Source organism: Yoonia sp. (genome assembly GCF_036007805.1).
Lineage (GTDB): Bacteria > Pseudomonadota > Alphaproteobacteria > Rhodobacterales > Rhodobacteraceae > Yoonia.
On sequence record NZ_DASYOK010000083.1, the window covers coordinates 1 to 6533 of the forward strand.

The following is a 6533-nucleotide window of genomic DNA, read 5'->3' on the forward strand; positions in this document are numbered from 1 at the left end:
AACGCAGATATGCTCCTGCGGGATACCCAAAAGCGGGGCCAGTGCCGCCTCGTCATAATAATGATCGTCAAGCACATAGCCGACGCTCGCATCGAAGAACACAATCGGCGTATAGCCTGCGCGTTCAAGGCTGCGCAGCACTTGTGCAAGGATTTTGACAGAGGGCTCTGGCCCCCAATACATCACGTTGGACCCATCCACGAGGATAGGATTGGGCGGTAACGTCTCTTGTGGCGCAATTGGCGGTGACGGTGCACGTAGCAACCGCGCCCACAGCAAAATAACAAAGCCCAATAAGGCGGGCGCAAGTATGAGAAGGTCAGAATATTCCATGGCATGACTGCAAAAAGGGCGAGGGACACACCCTCGCCTCTGTCTTTTAGGTTGTCAATGAGCGGGCGGGATCAACCCTTGCCCTTCCACGGCACCAGCCATTTTTCGGCCTGCCGCATCAACATATCAATGCTGAACCCGATTACGCCGATCAGGATAATCCCCATCAGCACGATGTCGGTGCTCTGGAATTTCGAGGCTACCATGATCATCATGCCAGCCCCCTTTTCCGCCGCGACCAGTTCTGCCGCCACAACGGTACCCCAGCAGACACCCATGGCAACGCGCGCACCGGTAAAGATTTCGGGCAAAGAGTTCGGTATGATCACGTAACGCATGATTTGCCATTTTGATGCACCCAGCGAATAGGCTGCATGGACCTTGGAAATCCGCACGCCCGACACACCCGAACGGGCCGCAATCGCCATGATCCAGAGCGCCGCAAGAAAGAGGAGGATGATCTTGCCCACTTCGCCGATACCGGCCCAGATGATTACCAGCGGGATCAACGCAAGCGGCGGGACAGGGCGCATAAATTCGACAATGGGGTCAAACCAGCCGCGGAACCAGTTGGACAGACCCATCGCATAACCCAGAGGAATCCCAACCAGCGCGCCCAACATGAAACCAACGATCACGCGGAAAAGCGAGTATCCCAGATGCTCGGCCAAGGTCGAGTTTCGATAGCCGACCGTTGCGATTTCACCCAGCCGGCTCCAGACCGCTTCGGGCGATGGTAGCCAGATGGGTTCCATCTGCATGCCCGTGGCGGGAATGATGTTCAGCGTCCCTTTGTCCGACATCGCCACGCGGCCAAAGTTGACATAAACACTGCTGCCCGGCGCAATCGCTTGGCCATCCACAGCGGTGATGAATGTCTCTTCATCGCGGCCCATTTCATCGTTGAGGTCCACCCGCAGCAATGCGCTCCGATAGATAGGGATTGCAATCGAGTCGTTCTTGGCGATGCCATCACCGAGGTCGACCTCAGGGGCTGCAACATCTTCACCTGTTGGATGCACCACAACGCTCACTGTGGCCGTGTCGCTGTCTCCTGCGGGCGTCGTGATCGTATATTCAAACGATCCCTCCCCCTGAAACGGGCCCGATGCGTGCATGAAGCCCGGCAAGAGTTTCGAGCCGGTGAATGCGCCCCACAAAATAAAGATCAGCACGATCGAAACAACAGAAGCAACGGTGTTTGAGGTCACTGCGCTTTCATCACCAAAGGTCACGGTCTTGAGCGAGCCGTAGTCATGTTTCGGCGTCAGCAACCGTTTCACGCCGTTCCAGATCACCATCATCAAAAGGATGATCAGGATATAGCCGATGATATAGGGGGCCGCAGCAAAGAGCGTTGTCAGAACTGCCCAGAATTCACCCCAAAGGTCTCCTAGCAATGCCATTATGCGTCCTCCGTCCGGCCCATGATTTCTTCTTCCATGTCCCAGATCATGCCCAGGATTTCCTCACGCGTTTCGCCAAACTTGGGATGTTTCTTGACCTCGCGCAGGTCCTGGCCCACGCCCATTTCGGCAAAGGGCAGACGGTATTCGGTGTGAATACGGCCCGGACGCGGCGCCATGACAATCAGGCGTTCGCCGAGCAAAAGCGCCTCTTCTACCGAGTGTGTGATCAGGATGATCGTCTTGCCGGTTTCTTTCCACAGCTTCAGAACCAGACCCTGCATCTTTTCGCGGGTCAGCGCATCAAGCGCGCCCAGCGGTTCGTCCATCAAGATCACATCGGGTTCATTGGCAAGGCAGCGCGCCAGGGCCACACGCTGCTGCATACCGCCCGAAAGCTCATAGACCGCCTTTTCCTTGAAATCCTGCAGACCCACAACGTCAAGCAAATGATCGACAATCTTGGCCTTTTCCGCCTTGGGCATACCCTTCATCGACGGCCCAAAGCCCACGTTCTCGCGTACGCTCATCCATTCAAAAAGCGCGCCCTGCTGGAACACCATTCCGCGCTCGGCGGCGGGGCCACTGACCTTATGGCCATTGAGCGTGATTGTACCCGCTGTCGGGGCCAGAAAGCCCGCGACGATGTTCAACAGTGTCGTCTTTCCACAGCCCGAAGGGCCCAGCACCGACAGCAATTCGCCCGCCTTAAGGTCAAGTGAGACGTCCTTGAGCGCCTGCACCGATGACCCGTTCGGCAAGTCGAACCGCATGGAGAGTTTGTCTATTTGAAGTCCTGACATGTTCTGCCCCCAATCATTTTCAAAGCGGCAAACCCTTTTGTCGCGCCGATCTGAAAATGATTGGGCCGGTGCGCGCACGCACCGGCCCAAAACATGATTACATGTCAGCTGCCGCTTGCAGCGGGCCTGTGTTCACGGCACCCTCATAGCTGCTCAGCGCGCTCGGGATCGAACCGGCATCCACAAAGACCTGTGCGACACCCTGCATGAAACCCGCCGCATTGCCGCCCAGCCAACTCTGGCTCAACTGTTCCTCGATCGTCGGGAAGGTGAAGGTCGCCATAAAGTCACGCGCCGCCTGTTCGTCCATGCCGCTGTCTTGTGCGATCACCGGGAGCATTTCGTCGGCCATCATGCCAGCGTTCCAGTCCGCATTCGCCTTGGCTGTCACGGCCAGAAAACTTGCCACCAGATCAGAGTTTTCCGCAACAAAGGAAGCCGGCGCCGATGTCACGTCAAAAACAAGGATGCCCAGCTCCGTCTTTTCGGCGCCGGTCAGCAAAACATTCCCGTATTCCATTGCCGTGCGGAGCGAACCGCCGAAACCGCACATCATATCAACGGAACCTTGCGCCAATGCTGCGGCCCCCTCTGGCGGTGCCATGTCGACAACATCAAGGGTGGCAACGTCCACACCGAAATGGTCCATCTGTCTGAGGAAGCCATAATGCGCGGCCGTCCCCAGTGGCACGGCAACCTTCTTGCCTTCCAGTTCGCCCGCTGAATCCTTGTCGATCTCAAGGATGCTGGCCACAACGCAGTTATCATTGTCGGCATAGCTGACGGCAACATCAAGCACTTGCAGATCCTGGCCCGCGCTTGCCGCGATCACGAAGGGCGGCACACCCTGGCTGACAGCGATCTGGACATCGCCAGAGGCCATAGCCGCGGACATGGCGGTTCCGGTGTCAAAGCTGACCCAGTTGACCTTGACGCCCATTTCCTCGTCATATGTCCCGTTTACCTTGGCGTACTGGAATGGCATCGGCCATTCGAGAAAATAGGCAACAGTGATTTCGCCGTGCCCGGCGGCAAAGGCCTGCGTGGCACCTGTCATCAGTGCGACACCGGCGGCAGCGCCCAAAAGTGTTTTCTTCATTGTCATTTCAGTCTCCCGTGTTGCGACCCTTGGTTTTGGGCCGGACGTTTGGTGGTTGACCACCTTAAGTTAGCTGAACATGAAATAACATGTGTTCCAAGTCACATCACCCCCAGCTGGTTCCTTGATGGCCCTCTGCCATCTGTTTTGCCTCGCGCCCGATCAATTGCTCAATTAGGCGGCAAGTCGGGGTCCAGCGAAAGAAATTCAAAAGCTCACGTCAATGATGGATTCATGCTCTTTTTCAAAGGCATGTTGTTTACACTGCGACGGATATGCCAATTTCTTGCTGGCGTTTCATTATGTTAGATAGAATCCACCCTCGGATTATGCCGACGACATCTCTATTTTGGCCCTAACTAAGCACTCAAACTGGCCCTATTGAGATTGCACAGCCTATAGGCACACTCTGGTTATGAGAGGCAGGGACGAATGTGGATTCGTCCCGCCCCTACCTGCATTCTTTTGGAGCATCGGATATGGATACGCTGAACTTCGCAAACGATCCCGGAACCGTCATCGAGGCCGACCGGGCGCATGTGTGGCACCACCTCAGCCAGCACAAGCAGTATGAAACGATTGATCCGCGCATCATCGTTGAGGGCAAAGGCCTGCGCCTGTGGGACATCAAGGGCAAAGAGCATGTCGATGCCGTGTCCGGCGGCGTCTGGACTGTGAACGTAGGCTACGGGCGCGAAAGGATCGGTAAAGCGATTGCGGACGCCGTGACAAAGATGTGTTTCTTCGGCGGCTCGCTGGGCACTATCCCCGGCGCGCAATTTGCCGAAATGCTGATCGACAAAATGCCCGGTCTGGACCGGGTCTATTATGCCAACTCCGGCTCTGAGGCGAACGAGAAAGCCTTCAAGATGGTCCGCCAGATCAGCCACAAGCACTATGGCGGCAAGAAACAGAAGATCCTCTACCGCGAACGCGATTACCACGGCTCGACCTTGGCGACGATGTCCGCTGGCGGACAGGACGAACGCAACGCCCAATACGGCCCTTTCGCACCTGGCTTTGTCCGCGTGCCACACTGCCTTGAGTACCGCTCACAAGATGGGTCGGTCGGCGAGGAATATGGCGCAAAGGCCGCACAAGCCATCGAAGACGTCATCCTTGCAGAAGGTGCCGACACCATCGGTGCGCTTTGCCTTGAGCCGATCACTGCGGGCGGTGGGATCATTGTCCCCCCCAAAGGCTATTGGGAGCGCGTGCAGGAAATCTGCAAGAAATACGACATCCTGCTCCATATCGACGAAGTGGTCTGCGGCATTGGCCGCACGGGCACATGGTTCGGCTATCAGCAGTTCGGCGTGCAGCCCGACATCGTGACCATGGCAAAAGGCGTGGCCTCGGGCTATGCGGCGATCTCTTGCTGTGTAACCACCAACCGCGTGTTTGACATGTTCAAAGACGACACCGATCCGCTGGGCTATTTCCGCGATATCTCGACCTTTGGTGGCTGCACCGGCGGTCCGGCTGCGGCTATCGAGAACATGAAGATCATCGAGGAAGAAGATCTGCGCGGCAACTCTGCCGTCATGGGCGAGCACCTGAAAGGCAACCTTCAGGCGCTGATGGAAAAGCACAAATGGATCGGCGATGTGCGCGGCATGGGGCTCTTTGCGGGCGCTGAACTGGTGCAGGACCGCGCGACCAAAGAACCTGTGTCGGAAAAGCATGTGGGCGCGATTGTGGCCGACTGTATGGCACAGGGCGTGATTATCGGTGCGACCAACCGGTCCGTGCCGGGCTATAACAACACGCTTGTCTTCGCTCCGTCACTGATTGCGACAGCCGACGATCTGGACCACATCACCTCTGCGGTTGATGCGGCCATTACCCGCGTCTTGGGCTAAACATATCAGGTGCAGGGACAGTCTGTTCCTGCACCCACCCCACCTGAGGCGCCTGAAGCGTCTTGGACGTTGCGTAGGTTGCAAAGCACAGCGTGCCCAACACAACCAAAAATCCGACTTGCAGCAGCTTCATTGGTCTTCTCCAGCTTATTGCACTTCTGATACGTGCCGGCGCAGAGTTTCCGTCGCGGACCACAGGATTTTCAGCAGCACCACTTGCCGCCCGTGCAAAATAAGTCCAGTCTGAGCTGCAACCTAAGGCCAGACCATGTCTTTATCCGTCGAAACTTTCTTTCTTGATCCTTCCGCGGAAGGTACCTTGCAGGCGCGCATCCAGCAAATGGTGGCGCAGGGTATTCTGGCTGGTCGTATCCGTCCGGGTGAGCGCCTTCCCTCGTCCCGCAAGATGGCAGCGCATTTGGGTGTCAGCCGGATCACCGTGACGCTGGCTTACACCGAACTGGTCGCCGATGATTATCTGACGTCGCGCGGGCGATCCGGTTATTTTGTGTCCGACAATGCCCCCGAACCACCCGCCTTTCCGGCACAACGCGCAAACATCGGTACCGTGGATTGGACGCGGACCATTGGCCAGCGCTTCACACCCGGCCTGAGCATGGACAAGCCCGCAGACTGGGCCGACTACCGTTATCAGTTTATCTACGGGCAGACCGATAAAACACTGTTTGACAGCGCCAACTGGCGACTTTGTGCCTTGCGGGCGCTGGGGATGCGGGACTTTAGCGCGCTCACATCGGATTATTTCGATGGCGATGATCCGCAACTGGTTGATTTCATCGCCCGCCAGACCCTGCCAAGGCGCGGCATCCTCGCCAATCCTGATGAGATTCTCGTAACAATGGGCGCACAAAACGCGCTTTGGCTGTCAGCGCAGGTTTTGTTGAACAGCCGCAGGCGTGCAGCAATTGAGGACCCCTGCTATCCCGCACTGCGCACGATCCTGACGCAATCGCGTTGCCAGCTGAGCGTCGTTCCCGTTGATCAGGACGGACTGCCGCCCGAAAACCTT

Annotated in this window: 5 protein-coding genes and 1 pseudogene; 2 read left to right on the top strand and 4 right to left on the bottom strand. The window is 57.1% G+C overall.

What is annotated here, in order from left to right; translation table 11 throughout:
- The 4 genes and pseudogenes from VGP75_RS05040 to VGP75_RS05055 all read right to left on the bottom strand — a co-directional run.
- Positions 1 to 333: pseudogene (locus VGP75_RS05040) on the bottom strand (NYN domain-containing protein); the annotation flags it as partial.
- 71 nt (positions 334 to 404) lie between these two features.
- Entirely contained in the window at positions 405 to 1739 is a 1335-nt protein-coding gene (locus VGP75_RS05045; RefSeq protein ID WP_414727775.1) for an ABC transporter permease, read from the bottom strand.
- Positions 1739 to 2542, bottom strand: coding sequence for a taurine ABC transporter ATP-binding protein (locus VGP75_RS05050; protein WP_327542612.1), 804 nt, complete (start codon positions 2540 to 2542; stop codon positions 1739 to 1741). Before VGP75_RS05050 ends, VGP75_RS05045 begins: the two co-directional genes overlap by 1 nt.
- Positions 2543 to 2639: 97 nt before the next feature.
- Entirely contained in the window at positions 2640 to 3647 is a 1008-nt protein-coding gene (locus VGP75_RS05055; protein ID WP_414727776.1) for a taurine ABC transporter substrate-binding protein, read from the bottom strand.
- Positions 3648 to 4120: 473 nt separating this feature from the next.
- Between VGP75_RS05055 and VGP75_RS05060 the strand changes: the two genes are divergently transcribed.
- Entirely contained in the window at positions 4121 to 5503 is a 1383-nt protein-coding gene (locus tag VGP75_RS05060) for an aminotransferase family protein (protein WP_327542613.1), read from the top strand.
- Positions 5504 to 5771: 268 nt separating this feature from the next.
- Positions 5772 to 6533: aminotransferase-like domain-containing protein (locus tag VGP75_RS05065; protein ID WP_327542614.1), on the top strand; the 762-nt coding region annotated here is incomplete at its 3' end.

Bases quoted from the DNA above. Each gene is read 5' to 3' on its own strand.
- VGP75_RS05060 (WP_327542613.1), top strand. From the start codon at position 4,121: ATGGATACGCTGAACTTCGCAAACGATCCCGGAACCGTCATCGAGGCC.
- VGP75_RS05050 (WP_327542612.1), bottom strand. From the start codon at position 2,542: ATGTCAGGACTTCAAATAGACAAACTCTCCATGCGGTTCGACTTGCCG.
- VGP75_RS05055 (WP_414727776.1), bottom strand. From the start codon at position 3,647: ATGACAATGAAGAAAACACTTTTGGGCGCTGCCGCCGGTGTCGCACTG.
- VGP75_RS05045 (WP_414727775.1), bottom strand. From the start codon at position 1,739: ATGGCATTGCTAGGAGACCTTTGGGGTGAATTCTGGGCAGTTCTGACA.